General features: G+C 72.7%; 13 protein-coding genes. 10 read left to right on the top strand and 3 right to left on the bottom strand.

Annotated features, from left to right (window positions below; translation table 11 throughout):
- Positions 1–144 precede the first annotated feature (144 nt).
- From ACFYO5_RS31915 to ACFYO5_RS31905, 3 genes are all read left to right on the top strand, one after another.
- A complete protein-coding gene (locus ACFYO5_RS31915) occupies positions 145–1,017 on the top strand; it encodes an alpha/beta fold hydrolase (protein WP_388715954.1) in 873 nt (290 codons plus the stop codon).
- Between the two features lie 12 nt (positions 1,018–1,029).
- On the top strand, positions 1,030–1,707 hold the full coding sequence (locus ACFYO5_RS31910; protein ID WP_388715483.1) for a phosphatase PAP2 family protein: 678 nt from the start codon (positions 1,030–1,032) through the stop codon (positions 1,705–1,707).
- Positions 1,708–2,254: 547 nt separating this feature from the next.
- Positions 2,255–3,700, top strand: coding sequence for an aldehyde dehydrogenase family protein (locus ACFYO5_RS31905; protein WP_388715951.1), 1,446 nt, complete (start codon positions 2,255–2,257; stop codon positions 3,698–3,700).
- Between the two features lie 72 nt (positions 3,701–3,772).
- On the opposite strand, the gene ACFYO5_RS31900 is transcribed toward ACFYO5_RS31905, so the two are convergent.
- Positions 3,773–6,610: a glycoside hydrolase family 3 C-terminal domain-containing protein gene (locus ACFYO5_RS31900; protein WP_388715479.1), complete on the bottom strand. Its 2,838-nt coding sequence runs from the start codon at positions 6,608–6,610 to the stop codon at positions 3,773–3,775.
- Positions 6,611–6,994: 384 nt separating this feature from the next.
- On the opposite strand from ACFYO5_RS31900, the gene ACFYO5_RS31895 reads away from it, so the two are divergent.
- The 7 genes from ACFYO5_RS31895 (at position 6,995) to ACFYO5_RS31865 (ending at position 18,041) form a co-directional block, all read left to right on the top strand.
- Complete coding sequence (locus ACFYO5_RS31895; protein ID WP_388715476.1) at positions 6,995–8,689, top strand: extracellular solute-binding protein; 1,695 nt, start codon at positions 6,995–6,997, stop codon at positions 8,687–8,689.
- A gap of 27 nt (positions 8,690–8,716) precedes the next feature.
- On the top strand, positions 8,717–9,754 hold the full coding sequence (locus ACFYO5_RS31890) for an ABC transporter permease (RefSeq protein ID WP_388715473.1): 1,038 nt from the start codon (positions 8,717–8,719) through the stop codon (positions 9,752–9,754).
- The gene (locus ACFYO5_RS31885; RefSeq protein WP_388715470.1) at positions 9,751–10,701 is read left to right on the top strand and encodes a carbohydrate ABC transporter permease; all 951 of its coding nucleotides are present in this window, start codon (positions 9,751–9,753) and stop codon (positions 10,699–10,701) included. The genes ACFYO5_RS31890 and ACFYO5_RS31885 overlap by 4 nt, the downstream gene beginning before the upstream one ends.
- Before the next feature lie 192 nt (positions 10,702–10,893).
- Entirely contained in the window at positions 10,894–13,125 is a 2,232-nt protein-coding gene (locus tag ACFYO5_RS31880; RefSeq protein ID WP_388715467.1) for a WD40/YVTN/BNR-like repeat-containing protein, read from the top strand.
- The gene (locus tag ACFYO5_RS31875) at positions 13,125–15,092 is read left to right on the top strand and encodes a beta-galactosidase (RefSeq protein WP_388715463.1); all 1,968 of its coding nucleotides are present in this window, start codon (positions 13,125–13,127) and stop codon (positions 15,090–15,092) included. The genes ACFYO5_RS31880 and ACFYO5_RS31875 overlap by 1 nt, the downstream gene beginning before the upstream one ends.
- Positions 15,089–17,281 (top strand): glycoside hydrolase N-terminal domain-containing protein, encoded by a 2,193-nt coding sequence (locus ACFYO5_RS31870; protein WP_388715459.1) that lies wholly within the window; start codon positions 15,089–15,091, stop codon positions 17,279–17,281. The genes ACFYO5_RS31875 and ACFYO5_RS31870 overlap by 4 nt, the downstream gene beginning before the upstream one ends.
- A 46-nt stretch (positions 17,282–17,327) precedes the next feature.
- A complete protein-coding gene (locus tag ACFYO5_RS31865) occupies positions 17,328–18,041 on the top strand; it encodes a hypothetical protein (protein ID WP_388715456.1) in 714 nt (237 codons plus the stop codon).
- Positions 18,042–18,161: 120 nt separating this feature from the next.
- Here the strand turns inward: ACFYO5_RS31865 and ACFYO5_RS31860 are convergent, their stop codons facing one another.
- Entirely contained in the window at positions 18,162–20,210 is a 2,049-nt protein-coding gene (locus ACFYO5_RS31860; protein ID WP_388715453.1) for a TIM-barrel domain-containing protein, read from the bottom strand.
- A gap of 104 nt (positions 20,211–20,314) precedes the next feature.
- The gene (locus ACFYO5_RS31855) at positions 20,315–21,364 is read right to left on the bottom strand and encodes a LacI family DNA-binding transcriptional regulator (RefSeq protein ID WP_388715450.1); all 1,050 of its coding nucleotides are present in this window, start codon (positions 21,362–21,364) and stop codon (positions 20,315–20,317) included.
- Positions 21,365–21,984: the final 620 nt, after the last annotated feature.

Genomic DNA, 21,984 nt, shown 5'->3' with positions numbered 1-21,984 from the left:
ACACAGGCCACCGCGGACCCCGGTTCACGCCCCGGGGTCTTTTTTTCGGTCCGTTTGCGATACGATACGTCTCGTCTCGCCTTGTTGACTGGCCGCGGTGTCGCGGTCCTGCTCGTCGCATCCGCAGCCCACTCGGAGGACCCCGTGCACCGCTACGTCGACGCCGCCCCCGGCATCCGCCTATGGGTGGAGGAGCGCGGCCCCGCCACCGCGCCCCCGCTCCTGCTGATCATGGGAGCCCAGGCCACGGGAGTCGGCTGGCCGGAGCCGCTCGTCGACCTGCTCGCCGCCCGCCACCGCGTCATCCGCTACGACCACCGCGACACCGGCCGCTCCACCTGGGCCTTCGACGAGCACCCGTACCGGATCACCACGCTCGCGGACGACGCCGTGACGGTTCTCGACGCCCTCGACGTCGACCGGGCCCATGTCGTCGGCCTCTCCCTGGGCGGCATGCTCGCCCAGCTGCTGCTCGCCGACCACCCCGACCGGCTGCGCACCGCGACCCTGATGGGAACCCGGGCGCTCAGCTCCACACCGTACGTACGGCCGGACGGGGTGGCGGTGCCCGTCGAGGAGCTGCCCGGGATCGACCCACGGGTGCTGGAGCTGTGGTCCCGGCCCGTGCCGCCCGACCTGGACGCGGAGGCCGAGCTGGACCGGAGGGTCGAGCACTGGCGGCTGCTCAGCGGTGACGTACTGCCCTTCGACGCCGCGTACACCCGCGCCTTCGAGCGCGGGATCATCGAGCACACCGGCCACCACCGCACCAACACCGCGCACGGCCGCGCCGACGTCCGCGGCATGGACCGCACCCGGCAGCTCGCCCGCACCGACGTGCCCACCCTGGTCGTCTCGGCGCCGGCCGAACCGGTCTTCCCGCCGCCGCACCCGCAGCACCTCGCCCAGGTGATCGGAGGGGCCCGCCTCGTGGAGATCCCCGGCATGGGACACGCGCTGCCGCCCGCGGTGCACGCCCCCCTGGCCGCCGCGATCCTGGAGCACACCCGTTCCTGACAAGCTGGGCCCATGTCGACCCGCTCCCACCCGGAGACCGAGGGCGCCCCGGCGCAACCGGCCCCCGGACGTCCCGTCCCGGGCACGCTCCTGCTCGGCCTGCTCGGCCTGCCCGCGCTGCTGCTCGCCCTGCTCACCTGGCAGGTCGCCGCCGCGGGGCCCCTCCTCGACCTGGACGAGCGGCTGAGCCGGGCCCTCGTCCACCCCGACCGGGCCTCCGAACTGCTGGCGGACCTGGGCAATGTGCAGGTCGCGGTGCCCGTGCTGGTGCTGGTCGCCGGATACGCCGCCCGGCGGGCACGGTCGGCGGGCGTGCCGCGGTGGTGGCTGCCGTCCGTCGCCGGTCTCGTCCTGATGGTGCTGGTGCCGCTGGTCGTCATCCCCCTGAAGGAGTGGACGGACCGGCCGGGAACACCCGCCGTGCCGCCGGCGACCGGGTACTACCCGTCCGGCCACACCGCGACGGCGGCCGTGGCCTACGGCGCGGCGGCGCTCGTCCTGCTGCCCCGGCTCGGCTCCCGGCCCGCCCGCCGGGCGACCGTGGCCACGGCCGCCGTCCTGGTGGCGGCCGTCTCCTTCGGCCTGGTGCGGCGGGGCTACCACTGGCCGCTGGACGTACTGGCGAGCTGGTGCCTGGGCGCGCTGCTGCTGGGGGCACTCTGGCTGTTCCTGCGCAAGGTCGCGCGGTAGACGGCCACGCCGGCCGACGTCCCCTCCCGGCCGGCGTCCTCCCGCCCGACGGCACCGCGGCCGACGATGGTGCGGCCCTGCGGCCGACCCCTGCGGCCGTCCCCTGCGACGACGCGGGGGGTAGGGGCCAGTGGCGAACCGGCGCACCCCCGGCCCGCGGCCGCTCGGACGGCGGGGCGGCCGGTCGGGCGGCGGACGGCCGGGCGCTCGTTCGGGACGGTCGGGCGGGCGGGCGGTCGGTCGGGTCGGGCGGTCGGGCGGTCGGGCGGTCGGTCGGGTGGTCGGGCCGGACGGTCGGGTGGTCGGGTGGCCGGGTGGCCGTCGAGATGCCGGGCCGGTCTGCCTCCCGCCTTCTGTCTCCCGCCTCCTGCCGACCGGCGATCGTCGACCGGCGATCGTCGACCCCGCCAAACCGGCGCACCCCTCACCCCCACCACTACGACTCGGACAAGCGCCCCCTCGCCGTCGCGCCCCTACCGTGGAGCAGGAAAAGCCAGCAGACCCACTACGCGGAAGGGCGGGACTCCCCATGCCCCAGGAAAAGACCGTGGGGGCCACCCACGCCTTCTGGCTCGCCGGCCGCCAGGCCACCGGCGAGGACAGCTTCGACGTCACCTCCCCGTGGGACGGACGTCTCGTCGGCAAGGTCAGCGTGCCGACCGACGCGCAGGTCGAGGAGGCCGTGGCGGCCGCGTACGCCGTACGCGACGAGTTCGCCGCGACCCCGGCGCACGTCCGTGCCGCCGCCCTCGACCACGTCAGCAAGCGGCTCGTCGAGCGCACCGAGGAGATCGCGCGGCTGATCTCCGCCGAGAACGGCAAGCCGATCAAGTGGGCGCGGGGCGAGGTCGGGCGGGCCGTGTCCGTGTTCCGGTTCGCCGCCGAGGAGGCCCGCCGGTTCAACGGCGGCGAGGCCCAGCGGCTCGACACCGACGCCGGCGGCCAGGGCCGGCTGGCCCTCACCCGGCGCTTCCCGAAGGGCGTCGTGCTCGGCATCGCGCCGTTCAACTTCCCGCTGAACCTGTGTGCTCACAAGGTCGCCCCGGCGATCGCGGCCGGCGCGCCGATCATCCTGAAGCCGGCCCCCGCCACCCCGCTCTCCGGCCTGGTCATCGGCGAACTGCTCGCCGAGACCGAGCTGCCCGTCGGCTCGTGGAGCGTCCTGCCGGTCTCCAACGACCGCATGCCCGCCCTCGTCCAGGACGCGCGGCTGCCGGTGATCTCCTTCACCGGTTCGGAGAAGGTCGGCTACGCGATCATGGACTCGGTGCCCCGCAAGCACTGCACCCTGGAGCTGGGCGGCAACGGCGCGGCCGTCGTCCTCGGCGACTTCGCGAGCGACGCCGACCTCGACTGGGCCGCGACCCGCATCGCCGCCTTCTCCAACTACCAGGGCGGCCAGTCCTGCATCTCCGTGCAGCGGGTCATCGTCGACGCCTCCGTCCACGACCGGCTGCTGCCGCGCATCGTCGCCGCCGTCGAGGCACAGGTCACCGGTGACCCGTCCGACGACAGCACCGACGTCGGCCCGCTGGTCAGCGAGGACGCGGCCCGGCGCGTCGAGTCCTGGGTCGACGAGGCGGTCTCGGCGGGCGCCACCCTCCTGACCGGCGGCAAGCGCGACGGCGCCGCCTACGCGCCGACCGTCCTCACCGACGTACCGGCGAGCGCCACCCTCTCCTGCGAGGAGGTCTTCGGACCGGTCCTCACCGTGCGCAGGGTGGACGGCGAGGCCGAGGCCTTCGCCGCCGTCAACGACTCCAAGTACGGCCTCCAGGCGGGCGTGTTCACCCACGACCTCCAGGCCGCCTTCCGCGCCCACCGGGCGCTGGAGGTCGGCGGCGTGATCATCGGCGACGTGCCCTCCTACCGCGCCGACCAGATGCCGTACGGCGGCGTCAAGCAGTCCGGTGTGGGCCGTGAGGGCGTGAGGTTCGCGATGGACGACTACACCTACGAGCGCGTGCTGGTCCTCACCGGTCTCGCTCTCTGACGTGTCCCGCGAGGGCCCGGCACCGGTGTCTCCGGTGCCGGGCCCTTTCGCGCGTCGGCCGTCCCGGGGCCCTCAGCCGGAGAAGCCGACGAGCGCGAGCCGTAGCGGGCCGCGCAGCCTCAGGCGCAGATCGTGGACGCCCTCGGCGGTGAAGGGCGCGTCGACGGTGGTGTAGGCGTACGGCCCCGGCGTCGGCGTACCGAGGGTCAGCGTCGCCCGCGCCGAGCCGTCGGCCAGGGAGACCTCCACCGTGCCCGCGCCGGCCACCTCCACCCGCACGCCCGTGACACCGGCGCCGAAGTCGCAGGCGCGGTAGAGCAGTTCGGCCGTGTCGCCCGCCGCGGGCGTCACCGCGTCGCCGGACACCTTCGTCCGGTCCACGATCTCCGTGCCGCTCTGCTCGTCGAAGTCGACGGCGGCCAGCCCGTCGCCGAGGACGGCACGCGGGGCGGCCGGTTCGCCGTCCAGCGTGACCGTCGTGCGCAGCCGCACGTCCTCGCTGGACGCGCCGACCAGCAGGTCGTACGGTCCCGGCTCGCGGCGCCAGCCGCCCCTGGCCACGTCCCAGAACGCGAAGGCGGACAGCGGGACCTCGAAGGAGAGTGCCGTCCGGGCGCCCGGGGCCAGCGTGACCCGGCGGTGGGCCAGCAGCTCGCGCCGGGGCCGGGTGACCGACGGCTCCACCGCCCGCGAGTAGAGCTGGGCGACCTCGTCGGCGGTCACCTCCCCGGTGTTGGTCACCGTGAAGGAGACCCGCACCGAGCCCTCCCCGACGCGCACCGCCAGGTCGGCGTACGCGAACGAGGCGTACGACAGGCCGTGTCCGAACGGGAACAGGGGAGCGCCCTCGAAGTAGAGGTACGTCTGGCGGGCGCCGATCACGTCGTAGTCCAGCAGGTCGGGCAGGTCGGCGTCGTGGGCGTACCAGGTCTGCGGGAGCCGGCCCGCCGGGGAGACGTCACCGGCGAGGACGCGGGCCAGGGCGGTGCCCGCGGCCTGCCCGCCGTGCGCCGTCCACAGCACCGCGGGCAGGTGCCCCGGCTCGAGCGCGTACGGGTAGGCCGACACCAGCGCCAGCACCGTGCGCGGGTTCGCGGACCGGGCGGCCCTGAGCAGCCGCTCCTGCTGTCCGGGCAGCCGCAGGGTCGTACGGTCCTCGGTCTCCCGGCCGTTGATGTGCGGGTCGTTGCCCGCCACCACCACGACCACGTCCGCCCCGGCCGCCGCGCGGGCCACGGCCTCCTCGCCGCGCTCGGTGACGACGAGGTGGAACACCTCGGCGTCCTCCTCGGCAACCTTCACGCCGTCGGCGGCGACACAGACGTGGCGACCCGTGCCGAGATGCCGCAGGAGGTGACCCTCGCCATGGGCTTCGAGGCGGAACGTCTCGCGCACGACCCAGCCGCCGGGCTGGTCCGCGGAGGCGCGCAGGAAGCCGTCCTCGGCGACCGAGAGGTAGCGGCCGTCGGGGGCGCGCAGGGTGAGCACGTCCTCGCCCCAGTCGACCAGGGAGAACTCCGTGCCGGCCGGGCCGGCGACGAGCGGCGGGAGGTCGGTGCGGCCCGCGAGCAGCGCCGGGTCCAGGGCGCCCTCGGCGCCGGACACCTCGTCGGCGGACTCGGGGGCGGCCGGCACCTTGAGGAACGTGCCGGCGGAGGTCCTGAGCAGGACCCGGTCCACGCCCTCCGCGAACTCCACCCGCTCCGCGCCGAACCGCTCGTACAGCCCCTCCAGAGGAGTGGAGCGGTGGATCAGGGCGCCGCTGTACCAGTCGAGCTTGCACTCGTCGGCCAGCAGGCCGACCACCGCGATCCGGGCGTCCGCGGCCAGCGGCAGCACACCGTCGTTGCGCAGCAGCACCACCGCCTGCTCGGCCGCCTCCCGCGCGAGCGCCCGGTGGGCCGGGGTGTCGAACTCGCCGGTGCCCGCGTGCGGGTCGTGGTGCGGGTCGAACTCGCCCAGCCGGAACCGCACCGAGAGCTGCCGGCGGACGGCGGCGTCGAGGTCCGCCTCGGTCAGCAGCCCCCGCTCGTACGCGCCCGTCACCCGCTCGACGATCTTCGAGCCGTCCGTGCCGTGATCGGTGAAGCTGTCCACGCCGGCGGTCAGCGAGGCCGCCGTCGCCTCCTCGTGGGTGTCGAAGTAGTGCTCGGAGTCGACCAGGTTGGACGGCGCGCCCGCGTCCGAGCAGACCAGCAGCTCCTCCTGCGTCCAGGTCCGCAGCTGCTCGCGCAGATACGGGGACACGTGGTTGGGGCGCCCGTTGACCAGGTTGTACGCCGGCATCACCCCGGCCACCGCGCCCGCCTCGACCGTCTCGCGGAAGGCACGCAGGTCGTACTCGTGCAGGACGCGGGGGCGGACCGAGGAGGACGTGACGTCGCGGCCCGTCTCGTTGTTGTGGGCCAGCCAGTGCTTGAGCACCGGAGCGGTACGCCAGTAGGTCGGATGCCCGCCGCGCAGGCCGTGCGTGTAGGCCGTGGCGATGGCGGAGGTGAGCCTCGGATCCTCGGAGTAGCCCTCCTCGTTGCGGCCCCACAGGGGGTGGCGCAGCAGGTTGACCGTGGGCGCCCAGACGTTGAGGCCGACCCGCTCGTCACGGGCGCGCATCGCGCGCACCTCCTTGGACACCGCCTCGCCGACCCGCCGCACCAGTTCCGGGTTCCAGGTCGCGCCCAATCCGACGGCCTGCGGGAACACCGTCGCCGGGCCCATCCACGCCACTCCGTGCAGCGCCTCCTGGCCGGTGCGGAACGCGCCGACGCCGAGCCGTTCCACGGCGGGCGCGAACTGGTGCAGGAAGGAGATCTTCTCCGGGACGGTCAGGCGCGACAGCAGATCGTCGACGCGCTTCGCGAACGGCAGGCGCGGATCGCGGAACGGCGGGGCGGGCGGCGTGGATGCGGTCACGTGGGGTTCCCTTTGCGATGGAGCGGGGAGACGCTTTCGAAGCGCTTCGATGCTCATTCGACCCTGGGGTGGGTGTCAAGGGACCCCACGGCAACAACTGGGACTCCTGCGCTCCATTTCAAGCCGTACATGAGCGCTCACCAAAGCCGGAAGCCTCGGAGGAATCTTGGGAGCGACCCTTGTGCGCCCCCATGCCTTCACTTAACCTCGCAGCAACATCGAAGCGCTTCGACGATCCTTCGTCAGTGCGGAGCCGCCGCCATCAGGCAGGCAGATTTCCGACGGTCGGGGACCGGGGGCGTTTCAGCTCGGCCAGTTCCACTCAAGACACCGCAGCCGACGGCCACCGCCGGGTGTCCTGGTGCGCCACGAAGGGTTGACGCAATGACGCCGAACGCCGCTTCCGCCTCCTCCGGGCCCAGCCGGAGAAGCTTTCTCGCCTCCACGGCGGTCGCCACCGCAGCGGTGGCGGGAGGGATGCCGTTGCTCGCCGCCTGCGGCGGTTCGGACAGCGGCTCGCGCGACGGCACCACCTCGGGCAAGGACGCCAAGAAGATCCTGCCAGCGTTCGTCGCCAGCAACGTGGTGACGCCCGACCTCCCCTCCAAGAACGGCTCCGCCGTCGGCTTCTTCAGCAAGCTCGACCTGGCCGGCCTGAAGACCTCCGTGCCGAAGAAGCTCGGCAAGGGCGGCAAGGTCACCGTGATGTCGCCGTTCTGGGGCTCGCCGCCGAAGGGCGGCAACCCCTACTACACGGCGATGAACGCCCTCACCGGCGTCGACGTCGTCTGGCAGAACCAGGACGGCAACACCTACGACCAGAAGCTGGGCGCCGTGCTCGCCTCCAGCGAGGTGCCCGACGTCGTCGTCGTCCCCGGCTGGAACATGGGCGGCAAGATACCCAGCGCCATCCTCAGCAAGTTCGCCGACCTGGGCCCGTACCTGTCCGGGGACGCGGTCAAGGAGTACCCGAACCTCGCGGCGATCCCGACCGACGCCTGGCAGCGGTCGATCTTCGGCGGCAAGCTGCGCGGCCTGCCGATGGCGTCGTCGTACGTGACGAACATCGTGCCCTTCTACCGCAAGGACCTCTTCGACAAGGAGGGCTACGCGGTCCCGAAAACCACCGACGAGTTCGTGGCGCTGGCCAAGGAGATCACCAACGCCAAGGCCAAGGTGTGGGCCTGCGGCGACATGAAGTGGACGGCGTTCAACAGCTTCGGCGTGCCCTCCGGCGGGGAGAAGCCGCTCGGCTGGGTCGTCCAGGACGGCAAGCTGGTCAACCGCATCGAGCTGGACGCCTACCTCGAGGCGCTGGAGTGGTCCCGCAAGCTGTTCACCGCCGGGTACGTGCACCCCGACTTCAAGCTGGGCAAGAGCCAGGCCGTCGACCCGAGCACCAAGTTCGCGGCCGGCGAGTTCCTCATCTACAACAACGACATCTCCAGCTGGTGGGGGCAGCAGGCCTCGCAGGCCGCCCAGAACCCCGACTACCAGATCTGGGGCATGGACATCTTCGGCCACGGCGGCGCCGACCCGGTCATCTACGCCACCCAGCCGGCCAACATCTTCGCCTTCGTCAACAAGAAGGCCTCCGAGTCGGTCATCCGTGACGTGCTGGCCGTCGCCAACGTCACCGCCGCCCCGTACGGCACCAAGGAGTACATGCTCACCAACTACGGGGTGGAGGGCACGCACTACACGGTCAAGGACGGGGTGCCCACCAAGAACGACAAGGGCAACCAGGAGGTCGCCAACGCCTTCGTGATGATCGCGAGCCCGGCGCCGACGATCGCCCACCCCGACCTCCCGGACGTCACCAAGGGCGCGGTCGAGTGGCAGCAGCGGATGGGCGCCTTCACCAAGAAGTCGGCCTTCTACGGCATGCAGATCACCGAGCCCAGCCGCTGGACCAACCTGTCCAACGACTTCGAGCAGCTGGAGGACGACATCGTCCGGGGCCGCAAGAAGACCAGCGACATGCAGGCCGCCGTCTCCGACTGGCGGAAGAAGGGCGGCGACCAGCTCCGCGACTGGTACCAGAAGCTGCTCGACGAGAACGGCACGGCGGCGAGCTGACCCGGAACCGAGGCAAGGAGAACGGCCGTGTCCCACAGCACGGTGCCTCGGAGCAGGCCCGAGGCCGACGACGAGACGGACAAGACCCCGGCGACGCCCGGCGGCGCCACCGGTGCCGCGGGGAGACGGCCCTCGGGCAAGCTGAGCCTGGGGACCAGGTTCCGGCGCGACCGGGTCCTGCTGCTGATGACGCTGCCCGCGGTCGCCCTCGTCCTGCTCTTCAACTACGTGCCGATCCTCGGCAACGTGGTCGCCTTCCAGGACTACGACCCCTACATCAGTGACAACGGCGTCGTCTCCATCCTGCACAGCCCGTGGGTGGGTCTGGAGAACTTCCAGCGGCTGTTCGAGGACTCGGCGTTCTGGGAGGCGGTCCAGAACACCCTGGTGCTGTTCTTCCTCCAGCTGGTGCTCTACTTCCCGATCCCGATCATGCTCGCGCTGCTCATCAACAGCGTCGTCAGGCCCCGGGTGCGGGCGGTGTCGCAGGCGATCCTCTACCTGCCGCACTTCTTCTCGTGGGTGCTGGTCATCGCCGTCTTCCAGCAGCTGTTCGGCGGCGCGGGCATCCTCGCCCAACTGCTGCGCCAGCACGGGTACGACGGCATCGACATCATGACCGACCCGGAGACCTTCAAGTTCCTCGTCACCGCGCAGAGCGTCTGGAAGGACGCCGGCTGGGGCATCATCGTCTTCCTCGCCGCCCTGGCCTCGGTCAACCCGGACCTGTACGAGGCGGCGGCGATGGACGGCGCCGACCGGTGGCGCCGCATGTGGCACGTCACCCTGCCCGCCCTGCGGCCGGTCATCGCCCTGCTGCTGGTGCTCAGGGTCGGCGACGCCCTCACCGTCGGGTTCGAACAGATCCTGCTGCAACGCGACGCGGTGGGACCGGGGGCGTCCGAGGTCCTCGACACCTTCGTGTGGTGGAACGGCGTCCGCAACCAGGACTTCGGCTACGCGGCCGCCGCCGGTCTGATCAAGGGCGTGATCAGCCTCGGCCTCGTGCTCGTCGCGAACAAGGTGGCCCATCTCATGGGCGAGCAGGGGGTGTACAAGAAGTGAGCGCTGTCACCGACAGGCCAGTGGCCGGCGGACCCGTGCGCGCGCCGGGTAGGTGGGCCGCTCCGCCGCGGCCCGTGTGGGAGGAGGAGCCCAGCAGGGCCGGCCTCGCCGGCAAGGGCATCGCCCTCGGCTTCGCCTGCCTCGCGATCGTCTTCCCGCTGTGGATCGTCCTCGTCACCAGTCTCTCCTCACGGAAGACCATCGACGAGGCCGGCGGCCTGGTGCTGATCCCCAAGGAGATCAACTTCATCGCCTACCGGGAACTGCTCAGCGGCGGCCAGGTCACCCGGGCGGCGGTCATCAGCGTCCTGATCACCGTCGTCGGCACGGCGTTCTCGATGACGGTGTCCGTGCTCTGCGCCTACGGGCTCTCCCGCTCGGGATCGCTCGCCCACCGCTGGATCCTCATGACCCTGCTGGCGACGATGTTCTTCAGCGCGGGACTGATCCCGACCTACCTGCTCGTGCAGTCCCTCGGCCTGACGGACACCTACCTCGCGCTGATCCTCCCGAGCGCGATCAGCGTCTTCAACATCCTGGTCCTGCGCGGCTTCTTCATGGGGATCTCGCAGGAACTCGTCGACAGCGCGCGGATCGACGGGGCGGGGGACTTCCGCATCCTCTGGCAGATCGTCATGCCGCTGTCGCGTGCCGTCCTCGCGGTGATCACGCTGTTCTACGCCGTCGGCTACTGGAGCGCCTGGTTCAACGCCTCGCTGTACCTCAACGACCAGGACATGATGCCGCTCCAGAACGTCATGATCCAGCTGGTGCAGAAGCAGGAGGCACCGGTCGGGATGGGGCAGGCCATCAAGACCGGCCAACTGTCGGCGCTGGCCGTCCAGATGGCCGTCATGGTGATGGCCCTGCTGCCGGTGGCGGTGCTGTCCCCGTTCGTCCAGAAGCACTTCAAGAAGGGGATGCTGACGGGGGCGGTGAAGGGCTGAGAACGGCTCCGCCGGTCGAACCGGGAGCGAGGCCGTCCGCGGGCCGTCGGTGGCTGGTCGCCCGGCTCCCCGCGCCCCGGTGAGTCCGCCGCGGCCCGCCGCCCCACTCCGGTCGCCCGCCGCACGCACGCGGGCGCACCGACCCGCACCACGCACCCCGGCCCCCTCCCCGAGTCCCCTGCGAGGTCACCCGTGTCCCCCTCCCCCCTCTCCCGCCGCACCGTCCTGGCCGGGACGGCCGCCGCCGCGGCCCTCACCGCCGCTCCCGTCCTCCAGGGCCCCGCTCACGCCGCGGAGCAGGCGCGTCCCCCCGCCGGCCCCTACCGCTGGCGCACCGCCGTCATCGGCGGCACCGGCTTCGTGACCGGCGTCCTCTTCCACCCGACCGTCAAGGGCCTCGCCTACGCCCGTACGGACATCGGCGGCGCCTACCGGTGGGACGACCGCACGGCCCGCTGGACGCCCCTCACCGACCACCTCGGCTGGGACGACTGGAACCTGCTCGGCGTCGAGGCCGTCGCCGTCGACCCGACGCACCCCGACCGCGTCTACCTGGCCCTCGGCACCTACGCCCAGTCCTGGGCCGGCAACGGCGCGGTCCTGCGCTCCGAGGACCGCGGCGCCACGTGGGCCCGCACCGACCTGACCGTGAAGCTCGGCGCCAACGAGGACGGCCGCGGCACGGGCGAGCGCCTCCTGGTGGACCCGCGCGACAGCGACACCCTCTGGCTGGGCACCCGGCACGACGGACTGCTGAAGTCCACGGACCGCGGCGCCACCTGGAAGACGGCGGACACCTTCCCGGCCGCCCCGAACCCCGCCGGCCAGGGCGTGACCCTCCTGGTGGCGGCCGGCCGCACCCTCTACGCCGGCTGGGGCGACTCGGACGGCACGCGGCCCGCCCTCTTCCGGACGGCCGACGGCACCACCTGGCAGCCCGTCCCCGGACAGCCCGCCGGCACCGCCGCGAAGGTCCCGGTCCGTGCCGCCTACGACCGGCACACGCGCGAGCTGTACGTGACGTACGCCGACGCCCCCGGCCCCAACGGCCAGTCCGACGGCAGCGTGCACAAGCTGGCCACGGTCACCGGCAAGTGGACCGAGGTGACGCCGGTGAAGCCCGGCGGCACGACGGACGGGGGCGGCGGCGGAGGCTCCACCGACAGCTTCGGCTACGGCGGGGTCGCCGTGGACGCCCGCCGCCCCGGTGCCGTCGTCGTCTCCACCAACAACCGCTGGACGGCGGTCGACACCCTGTACCGCACCACCGACGGCGGGCGTACCTGGACCTCCCTCAAGGACTCCGCGGTCTTCGACGTCTCCGAGACGCCGTACCTCACCTGGGGCGAGGACCGTCCCAAGTTCGGCTGGTGGATCCAGACGGTGGCCGTCGACCCCTACGACTCGAAGCACGTCGTGTACGGCACCGGCGCCACCCTCTACGGCACCCGCGACCTCAGGCACTGGGCCCCGCGGATCCGCGGTCTGGAGGAGACCGCCGTACGCCAGCTGATCTCGCCGCCGACCGGCGAGGCGCACCTGATCAGCGGGCTCGGCGACATCGGCGTGATGTACCACGAGCGGCTGACCTCCTCCCCGTCGCGCGGCATGGCCACCCACCCCGTCTTCGGCTCGGCGACCGGGCTCGCGCAGGCCGCGCGCAGGCCGTCGTACGTGGTCCGCGCGGGCTGGGGCGACCACGGCAACGGCGCCCTCTCGCGGGACGGCGGCCGGACCTGGGCGCCCTTCGCCGCCCAGCCCGCCATCGCCAAGGACGCGCCGGGTCCGATCGCCGTCGGCGCCGACGGCGGTGTGCTGCTGTGGTCCTTCGTGCACTGGGACGGCACCCGCCATCCGGCGCACCGCTCGGCGGACGACGGCGCCACCTGGACCGAGGTCCCCTCCTTCCCCAAGGGCGCCGCGCCGGTCGCCGACCCGGCCGACCCGGCGGTCTTCTACGCCTACGACACCGACACCGGCACCCTGCTGGCCAGCACCGACGGCGGCGCTACCTTCGCCGCGCGGGCGACCGGACTCCCCGCCGGTGACACCCAGTTCAAGATCGTCGCGGCACCGGGGCGCTCCGGCGACCTGTGGCTGAGCGCCAAGTGGAACGGCCTGTACCGGTCGACGGACGGCGGCGCCTCCTTCACCAAGGTCGACAGCTGCTGGGCCTCCTACACCCTCGGCTTCGGCAAGGCCGCCGACGGGGCCGACTACCCGGCGGTCTACCAGGTCGGCTCCACCGAGACGATCACCGCCGTCTACCGCTCCGACGACGGCGCGAAGACCTGGGTGCGGATCAACGACGACCGGCACCAGTGGGGCTGGACCGGCGAGGTCATCACCGGCGACCCCCGGATCCACGGCCGCGTCTACCTCGCCACCAACGGGCGGGGCATCCAGTACGGGGAGCCCGCCTGATGCCCGGCCTGAGCACGGTCACCAACGGCCGCATCCTCTACGGCGGCGACTACAACCCCGAGCAGTGGCCCGAGGAGACCTGGCACGAGGACGTGCGGCTGATGAAGGCGGCCGGCGTCAACTCCGTCACCGTCGGCGTCTTCTCCTGGGCGAAGCTCGAACCGCGCCCCGGAGCACGCGAGTTCGGCTGGCTGGACCGGCTGATGGACCTGATGCACGAGCACGGCGTCGGAGTCGTCCTGGCCACCCCCACCGCCTCACCGCCGCCCTGGATGGGCCACCTCCACCCGGACACGCTCCCCGTCGACCAGGACGGCCGCACCGAGTGGTGGGGCGGCCGCCAGCACTTCTCGCACTCCAGCGCCACCTACCGCCGTCTCGCCGCCGCCATCACCGAGGACCTCGCCGCCCGGTACGGCGGCCACCCCGCCCTCACCATGTGGCACATCAACAACGAGTACTGCACCTACGACTGGAGCGACGAGGCCGCCGCCCGCTTCCGCCACTGGCTCCGGGCCCGCTACGGCACCCTCGACGCCCTCAACGAGGCCTGGGGCACCGCCTTCTGGAGCCAGGGCTACGGCGACTGGGCCGAGATACACACCCCCCGCCACGCCCACTACCTGAAGAACCCCACCCAGGTGCTGGACTTCAAGCGGTTCACCTCCGACATGCTCCTGGAGTGCTTCACGGCCGAGCGGGACATCGTCCGCCGGGCGACCCCGCACACCCCGGTGACCAGCAACTTCATGCCCCTGTGGGCCGGCCAGGACGCCTGGCGCTGGGCCGGTGAGGAGGACGTCGTCTCCGTCGACCTCTACCCCGACCCCCGCGACCCGATCGGCGCCCAGCACGGCGCCCTCGTCCAGGACATGACCCGCTCGCAGGCCCGCGGCCCCTGGATGCTGATGGAACAGGCGGCCGGCCCGGTCAACTGGCGCGGGGTCAACCACCCCAAGCCGCGCGGCCTGAACCGGCTCTGGTCCCTCCAGGCCGTGGCCCGGGGCGCCGACGCCGTCTGCTACTTCCAGTGGCGCCAGTCCCGCCAGGGCGCGGAGAAGTTCCACTCGGGCATGGTCGGCCACGCGGGGGAGGAGGGCCGTACCTACCAGGAGGTCAAGGAACTCGGCGCCGACCTGGCCAGGATCTCGTCACGGGTGGCGGGACGGCACACGGACAACGACATCGCCGTCCTGCACGACTGGCACGCCTGGTGGGCGGGTTCGCAGGAGGGCCGGCTCTCCGTGCACGTCGACCTCCCGGCCGTCCTGCACGCCTGGCACCGCGCCCTGTGGGAGTCCCACCTCACCACCGACTTCGCCCACCCCGAACACGACCTCGGCCGTTACCGGCTGGTCGTCGTCCCGCAGCTCTACCTCCTCACCGACGCCGCGATCGACAACCTCCTCGCCTACGTCCGCGGCGGCGGCACCCTCGTCAGCGGCTTCCTGACCGGCGTCGCCGACGAGGACGACCGGGTCCGTGCCGGCGGCATGGACGCCCGGCTGCGCGAGCTGTTCGGCATCCGCACCCTCCACGAGTGGTGGCCGCTGGACCCGGGGGAGCACGCCGAGTGCGACGGCTTCCGCGGCACCCTGTGGTCGGAGGAGATCGAGAAGACCGAAGACGCCGTCGCCGAGGCCTCCTATCGGGGCGGCGACCTGGACGGCCTGCCCGCCGTGCTCCGCAAGGACCGCGCCTGGTACGTCTCGACGCTCCCCGAGCCCGAGTCCCTGCGCGAGCTGCTCGCCCGGATCGCGGCCGGCGCGGGAGCCGCCCCGGTGCTCGACGGCCTGCCCGGCCAGGTCGAGGCGGTCCGCCGCGGTGACCTGCTGTTCCTGCTCAACCACGGGCGCGAGTCCGTGACCGTCGAGGTGCCGGGAACCCACCGGGACCTCCTGACGGACGCCCACGTCACGGACGGGCTCACCCTCGGCCGCTACGGCGTCGCGGTGCTGACGTCATGACCGCCGGCCCCGTCCACGGCACCTGGGAGCCCCGCCCGGCCGCCCGCTGGGAGGACGGCTTCCTCAGCGGCAACGGCCACCACGGCGCCCTCGCGTTCGGGGACCCGGCCGACGACCGCGTGATCGTCACCCATCACACGCTCGTCCGCCCCAACGGCGCCGAACACGCCGAACCCCCACGGCTCGCCGACGAACTCCCCGCCCTCCAGGACCGGCTGCTCGCCGGAGACCTCACGGCGGCCGAGGACTTCACCGACGGCCGGCCCCTGCAATGGGTGCAGCCCTTCCACCCCGCCTTCCAGATCCGGCTCCGGCGGCCGGACGCCGGAGCCCGCGGCTACCGCCGCGGCGTCGACTTCGCCACCGGCGAGGTCACCGCCGCCACCGCCGGCTGGACGAGCCGCGTCCACGTCTCCCGCGCCGACGACGTGATCGTCCAGCACATCGCCGCGCCGGGACCCACCCTCGACATCACCCTGGACCACCGGCTCCCCAACGTGCCCGCGGGCCTGGGCGTGGGCCACGGCGCGCTCCTCACCCCGGAGGGCGCCGTCCTCAGCATCCGCGCCCGCTACCCGGACGGCGACCGCGCGTACACCGGCGTCACCCTCGTCGCGGTGACCGGCGGCCGGCTCTCCCTCGCCGCTCCGGGCGCCCGCGTCGAGGGCGCCGACTCCGTCCTGCTCCTCACCCGCGTCCGCCGTCACACCGGCGACCTGGACGTCACCGAGGAGACCCGCGCCCTGCGCGCCGTCCTGGCCGGACGGTCGTACGACGACCTCCTCGACCGGCACACGGCACTCCACCGCACCGCCTACGAACGCGTCGGCCTCAACCTCGCCGCCGACCCGGACGAACGGGCCCTGCCCGGCTCCGAACTGCTGGGGCGTCCCGGCAGCCCGGCGCTGCTGGAGCGTCTCTTCGCGGCCGGCCGCTACCACCTCCTCAGCGCGAGCGGCCTCCTCCCGCCCCGCCTCACCGGCCTGTGGACCGGCGACTGGGACACCGCCTGGGCCGGCGCCTTCACCACCGACGCCAACCTCAACCTCCAGACGGCCTCGGCGGCGGCCGGGGCCCTGCCCGAGGTCACGGCGGCCCTCGCCGCCCTGATCCACGGGCAGGCCGAGGACTGGCGCGAGAACGCCCGCGCGATCTTCGGCGCCCGAGGCGTCGTCGCCCCGCCGCACACCGACGGCGAGTCGGGACTGACGTACCACTTCAGCCGCGAGTACCCCCTCCACCTGTGGACGGCGGGCGCCGACTGGCTGCTCAAGCCGCTCGTCGACCACGACGACACCCGGGGCGAACAGGATCCGCGCACCGCCGCCGCGCTCGCCGAGGTCGCCCTCTTCTACGAGGACTTCCTCACCCGCACCGACGCCGACGGGCACCTCGTCGTCGTCCCGTCCTACTCGCCGGAGAACCGGCCCGCGGGCGCGAGCTGGGGGGCGGTCAACGCGGCCATGGACCTCTCCGCCGCCCGGCACGCGCTCCTCACCGCCGCCGCCTACCACCCCGACCACGCGGCCCGCTGGCGTGCCCTCGCCGACCGCCTCCCGCCGCACCGGACCAACGCCGACGGCGCCCTCGCCGAATGGGCCTGGCCCGGCCTGGACGACACCTACGACCACCGCCACCTCAGCCACCTCTACGCCGTCTGGCCCCTCGACGAGATCAACCCCCACGACACCCCGCGGCTGGCCGCCGCCGCCCACCGGGCGCTCGAACTGCGCGGCTCCGAGAACGACTCCGCGCACGGCCACCTCCACCACGCGCTGGTCGCGGCCCGGCTGCGCGACGGCCGACGCGTCGGCGAGGCCCTCGCCCGGGTGCTGGAGGGCGACTTCTTCCACACCTCCCTGATGAGCGCCCACTACCCCCACCGCCACGTCTACAACGCGGACGCCGCCCACACGCTGCCCGCCGTGCTCATCGAGGCGCTCGTCCAGTCGACCCCCGACCGGCTGGTCCTGCTGCCGGCCCCCTGCCCCGCCCTCGCGGCGGGCGAACTCCGGGGCGTGCGCACCCGGTTCGGCGCCGACCTCGACCTCGCCTGGGGCCCCCACGGAGCCCGCGCCGTCCTGCGGCCGCACCGCACGCACCGCATCGACATCCTGACTTCCTCCGGCACGGAGCCGCTCGACCTCGTCGCCGGAGAAGACCACGTCCTCACCCTGGGGACGTGGTAACTCCCCGCAATTCCCCGCATTTCCCCCCACCCATGGAAGGGACACCATGGCATCTCGCACGCTCGGCAGGGTCACCAAGGCCCTGCTCGCCCCCGCCCTGGCGCTCGGCGCCACCGTCGGCCTCGCCGCGGCCCCCGCCCAGGCAGCCGTCTGGAACTCCTGCGACCAGTGGGGCAACACCAGCCTCAACGGCTACACGCTCTACAACAACATCTGGGGATCCGGGGCCGGCAGCCAGTGCGCCTGGGCCAACTCCGGCACCAACTGGGGCGTCTGGGCCAACCACCCCAACACCGGCGGCATCAAGTCCTACCCGAACTCCAAGAAGGTGATCAACAAGACGATCACCTCGCTGGGCTCCCTCAGCAGCAGCTACAACGTCACCGTCCCGTCGTCCGGCGCCTACAACTCCTCGTACGACATCTGGGACACCGACTACGACTACGAGATCATGCTCTGGGTCAACAAGACCGGAGCCGTCGGGCCCCTCGGCACCTCGCAGGGCAACGTGACGCTGGGCGGTCACACCTGGACCGTCTACAAGGGCAGCAACGGCGCCAACGAGGTGTTCTCCTTCATCCGCACCTCGAACTCGTCCTCCGGCACCGTCCAGATCCTCCCCATCCTCAAGTGGATCAAGGACACCAAGGGCTGGATGGGCAACGAGACCATCGGTGACGTCCAGTTCGGATTCGAGATCACCTCGTCCTCGGGCGGCCTCGACTTCCGCACCAACAACCTGACCGTCAGCAGCAGTTGACCGGACGGGGTGGGGACACCACGGAAACCGTGCGCATCCCCGCCCCCTCCGCACCGCACGGGAACGCGGCCGGTCCCTCCCCCAAGGGGACCGGCCGCGTTCTCCGTGCGCCCGGCGCGGCTACTCGGCCACCGGCAGCCGCGCCCCGTCCCGCAGGAACAGCGGGATCCGGTCCAGCGGCGCGTCGACCGTCACGGCCGTACCGCCCTCGTACGTCTCACCCGTCCACGCGTCCGTCCACCGCGCGCCCGCCGGAAGGTAGGCGGTACGGGCCGTCGCACCCGCCGTGAGGACCGGCGCGACCAGCAGGTCCCGGCCGAAGAGGTAGGAGTCGTCGACGGACCAGGCCGCCTCGTCGTCCGGGAACTCGAGGAACAGCGGCCGCATCACCGGCAGCCCCTCCTCGTGCGCCTCCCGCATGACCTGGAGCACGTACGGCCTCAGCCGCTCCCGCAGCCGCAGGTACTTCTCCAGGACCGCGCCGGCCTCCTCGCCGTACGACCACACCTCGTTGGGGCCGCCGGTCATCTCCGGGCCCAGCGGCATGCCCGGGTCGCGGAAGCCGTGCAGGCGCATCAGCGGGGACAGCGCGCCGAACTGGAACCAGCGGACCATCACCTCGCGGTACTCCGGGTCGTCCGGGTCCCCGCCGTGGAAGCCGCCGATGTCGGTGTTCCACCACGGGATCCCCGACAGGGAGGTGTTCAGGCCGGCCGCGATCTGCCGGCGAAGGGTCGCGAAGTCCGTGCCGATGTCACCCGACCACAGGGCGGCGCCGTAGCGCTGACTGCCCGCCCACGCCGAGCGGTTGAGGGTGATGATCTCGTCGCCGCCGCGGCCGGACGCGCGCAGGCCCTCGTAGAAGGTCCGGGCGTTCTCGGCCGGATACATGTTGCCGACCTCCAGGCCCGGCCCCGCCCAGTACCGCAGGTTCTCCGGGAAGCCCGGCTTCAGCTCCGGCTCGCAGGCGTCCAGCCAGAACGCCGTGATGCCGTACGGGGCCAGGTAGTTGTCGCGGATCCGCGACCACACGAACTCACGGGCATCGGGGTTGGTGGCGTCGTAGAAGGCGACCTGCACCGTGGAGGCGACCTCCTTGTCCGGCCAGTCGGCGTGCGCCATCGGGCCGTACTGGGTGCCGATGAAGTAGCCGCGCTGCTCCATCAGCTGGTGGTTCTCCGACAGCGGGGACACCGACGGCCAGACGCTCACCACCAGCTTGACGCCCAGCTCGTCGAGTTCGCTCACCATCGCGGCCGGGTCCGGCCACTCCGCGGGGTCGAACTTCCAGTCGCCCAGATGCGTCCAGTGGAAGAAGTCGCACACGATGACGTCCAGGGGCAGCCCGCGCCGCTTGTACTCCCGTGCCACCGCGAGGAGTTCGTCCTGGGTGCGGTAACGCAGCTTGCACTGCCAGAAGCCCGCCGCCCACTCCGGCAGCATCGGCGTACGGCCCGTCACCGCGCTGTAGCGGCGCTGGGCGTCGGCCGGGGTGCCCGCGGTGACCCAGTAGTCGATCTGCCGGGCCGAGTCGGCCACCCAGCGGGTGCCGTTGTGCGCCAGTTCCACGCGGCCGATCGCCGGGTTGTTCCACAGCAGCGTGTAACCGCGGCTGGAGGTGAGCACGGGGATGCCGACCTCGGCGTTGCGCTGGACCAGGTCGAGCACCAGGCCCTTCTGGTCGAGGCGCCCGTGCTGGTGCTGGCCCAGGCCGTACAGCTTCTCGTCGTCGTAGGCGGCGAACCGCTGCTCCAGGCGGTGGTGGCCGTTGCCGACGGCCGTGTAGAGCCGTGGGCCGGGCCACCAGAAGTGCGCGCGCTCCTCGGCCAGCAGCTCCCGGTCGTCGCCGGTGTCCAGGAACCGGATCAGGCCCTCGGCGTCCACCTCCACGGTCAGCGCGCCGACGGTCAGCCGCCCCCGACCGTCCTCGATCTTGACCGTGGACGAGGCCGGCGGCGCCTGCGCGAGCAGTGCGCCGGGCAGGCCGTCGAGGACGGGCCCGCCCAGTCGCGCACGGACCCGGACCCCGTCCGGACCCCACGGCTCGACGCGGACGGTCTCCTGACGGCCGCTCCACTCCAGGGCACCGTCCCGCTCCCGGAAGGTACCGACGGTGGGGGACGACTGCGCCAGGCTGACCTGGGGCTGGTTCTCGGCAGGCTGATTCACGTGGCGTGCTCCTGTGCTCCTGGAGGAGTGAGACATGGGGGTGCCACGGGCGGGCACCGGTGAGGTTCGCGGGTGTGCGGGGGACGTGCGGGAGGCGAGGCGGGTCAGGAAGCGGTCGGCGCGGGGCCCGAACTCGCGCGGACCGTCAGTTCCGGGGCGAGCAGCACCACGTCGTCGTCACCCCGGCCGTCGAGCTTGGCGACCAGGTGCTCCACGGCCCGCCGCCCCATCTCCTGCGCGGGGATGGCGACCGACGTCAGCCGCACCGACGCCTGCACGGCGACCTGGTCGGGACAGATGGCGACCACCGACACGTCCTCGGGGACGGCCCGGCCCTGCTGCCGCAACAGCGCGAGCAGCGGCTCGACCGCCGACTCGTTCTGCACGACGAAGCCGGTCGTGCCGGGCCGCTCGTCGAGGATCCGCGCCAGCGTCACCGCCATCGCGTCGTACCCGTTCTCGCACGGGCGGTGCAGCATCCGCACCCCCAGCTCCTTCGCCCGCGACCGGAGACCGTCCAGGGTGCGCTCGGCGAAGCCGGTGTGCCGCTCGTACACCGCGGGCGCCTCGCCGATGACAGCGATGTCGCGGTGGCCGTAGGTCGCCAGGTGCTCCACGCACAGTGCGCCGGTCGCACTCCAGTCGAGGTCCACACAGGTCAGGCCGGTGGTGTCGGCGGGCAGCCCGATCAGGACCGACGGCTGCTCGTCCCCCGGTCCGGACGCGGCTCGGCCGGGGGCGCCCCCACCGCGCAGCAGCGGCAGCCGCTCGTCGTCCAGCTGGACGTCCATCAGGATCATCGCGTCGGCGAGCCCGCTGCCGGCCACCCGGCGAACGGCGTCGGGGCCCTCCTCGCCGGTCAGCAGCAGGACGTCGTAGCCGTGCGTACGGGCCGTGGTGGCGACCGCGATGGCGATCTCCATCATCACCGGCACGTACATGTCGGTGCGCAGCGGGATCATCAGCGCGATGATGTTCGACCGGCTGCTGGCCAGGGCCCGCGCGCCCGCGTTCGGGTGGTAGCCGAGGTGGCGGATGCTCTGCTCCACCCGCTCCCGGGTGGTCGCGGAGATGGACCGCTTGCCGCTGAGGACATAGCTCACCGTGCTCGCCGAGACTCCGGCGTGCTGGGCGACCTCGGCGAGGGTGACCATCCAGCTCTCCAAGATGTGTGAAGCGCTTCGACAGTGCGCAGGGGGAACAAGGGCGGGTGAGGGTGCTTTGACAGTAGCTCTAGCGCGAGTGGGTGTCCATAGGTTGTCGAAGCGCTTCGACAGCGTTTCCGGACGCCCTCGACGGCACGGATCCGCAGGCCGGATTCCGCGGCCGGGGCAACCCTCCGCGCCCACGGCGGCCACCGGGGGGCGTGCCCGGACCGACGGGCGGGGCGTACCCGAACCGTCCCCCCGCGAGGGCCCCCGACGCAACACCGCGGGCCGGCCTTTCCCGGACGGCGAGGGACCTCGCGCGGCGCGCGTCGTTCGCGCCGGCACGCTCGAAGAGGCGGCATCGACGGAGCGTCCACCCGTCCGCGGCACCGCACCACCACCACGCGAACACCGCCGGCGCGACCCCCGACCTGGACGACCTCGGCCAGGCACCCGTCCGGCGCAAGCTCCTCACCGACGTCACGTACGTGTGCGGAACCGGGTCCGGCACGAGGTCACCGAGGGAACGGGCCGCCCGGACCCCACGTCGTACGCGGCCGGCGTCGGCCGATCGGACGCGCGAGGGGTGGTGGGCTCGCCCGGGATCGGGTACCAACGATCGGGTA

Origin of the sequence: Streptomyces sp. NPDC006259 (genome assembly GCF_042870975.1) — a bacterium.
Taxonomy (GTDB): domain Bacteria; phylum Actinomycetota; class Actinomycetes; order Streptomycetales; family Streptomycetaceae; genus Streptomyces.
This window is presented reverse-complemented; position numbering and strand designations above follow the sequence as displayed.

Coding starts and splice junctions, on each gene's coding strand:
- ACFYO5_RS31865 (WP_388715456.1), top strand. CDS start 17,328: ATGGCATCTCGCACGCTCGGCAGGGTCACCAAGGCCCTGCTCGCCCCC.
- ACFYO5_RS31895 (WP_388715476.1), top strand. CDS start 6,995: ATGACGCCGAACGCCGCTTCCGCCTCCTCCGGGCCCAGCCGGAGAAGC.
- ACFYO5_RS31855 (WP_388715450.1), bottom strand. CDS start 21,364: ATGGTCACCCTCGCCGAGGTCGCCCAGCACGCCGGAGTCTCGGCGAGC.
- ACFYO5_RS31870 (WP_388715459.1), top strand. CDS start 15,089: ATGACCGCCGGCCCCGTCCACGGCACCTGGGAGCCCCGCCCGGCCGCC.
- ACFYO5_RS31875 (WP_388715463.1), top strand. CDS start 13,125: ATGCCCGGCCTGAGCACGGTCACCAACGGCCGCATCCTCTACGGCGGC.
- ACFYO5_RS31910 (WP_388715483.1), top strand. CDS start 1,030: ATGTCGACCCGCTCCCACCCGGAGACCGAGGGCGCCCCGGCGCAACCG.